Raw genomic sequence first — 1,120 nt, forward strand, 5'->3', positions numbered from 1 at the left:
TAGTCGCGTGCTCTAGACCCGAAGCGAAGTGATCTAGCCATGGGCAGGTTGAAGCGCGGGTAAGACCGCGTGGAGGACCGAACCCACTTGGGTTGAAAACCGAGGGGATGACCTGTGGTTAGGGGTGAAAGGCCAATCAAACTTCGTGATAGCTGGTTCTCCCCGAAATGCATTTAGGTGCAGCCTCGCGTGTTTCTTGCCGGAGGTAGAGCTACTGGATAGCCGATGGGCCTCACCAGGTTACTGACGTTAGCCAAACTCCGAATGCCGGTAAGTGAGAGCGCGGGAGTGAGACTGCGGGGGATAAGCTCCGTAGTCGAGAGGGAAACAGCCCAGACCACCAGCTAAGGCCCCTAAGCGTGTGCTAAGTGGGAAAGGATGTGGAGTTGCACAGACAACCAGGAGGTTGGCTTAGAAGCAGCCACCCTTGAAAGAGTGCGTAATAGCTCACTGGTCAAGTGATTCCGCGCCGACAATGTAGCGGGGCTCAAGTACACCGCCGAAGCTGTGGCATTCACACATACTGCTAGGCCTTCGTGGTCCAGGCGTGTGGATGGGTAGGGGAGCGTCGTGTGGCGGGTGAAGCTGCGGGGTAACCCAGTGGTGGACGCTACACGAGTGAGAATGCAGGCATGAGTAGCGAATGACGGGTGAGAAACCCGTCCGCCGAATGACCAAGGGTTCCAGGGCCAGGCTAATCCGCCCTGGGTAAGTCGGGACCTAAGGCGAGGCCGACAGGCGTAGTCGATGGACAACGGGTTGATATTCCCGTACCGGCGAAGAACCGCCCATACCGAGCCCGGTGATGCTAAGCGCCCGAGCCTGCACATCGACCACTTCGGTGGTCACCGTGTAGGGGAGCGCGTGACCCGATCCGGTAGTAGGTAAGCGTATTAACAGGAGTGACGCAGGAAGGTAGCCCAGCGTGGCGATGGTTGTCCACGTCCAAGGTTGTAGGGCGAGTGGTAGGCAAATCCGCCACTCACGTAGCCTGAGAACTGATGGTGACAGCGTATGCTGGAAGAGGGTGATCCTATGCTGCCGAGAAAAGCTTCGACGCGAGGTTCTAGCCGCCCGTACCCTAAACCGACTCAGGTGGTCAGGTAGAGAATACTAAGGC

1 rRNA gene is annotated in these 1,120 nt (G+C 57.9%); it reads left to right on the top strand.

The window, feature by feature from the left end:
• Window positions 1-1,120, top strand: a 23S ribosomal RNA gene (locus AB0N78_RS14570); the annotation flags it as partial.

Origin of the sequence: Cellulomonas sp. NPDC089187 (assembly GCF_040685135.1) — a bacterium.
In the GTDB taxonomy this organism is placed as follows: Bacteria; Actinomycetota; Actinomycetes; order Actinomycetales; family Cellulomonadaceae; genus Cellulomonas.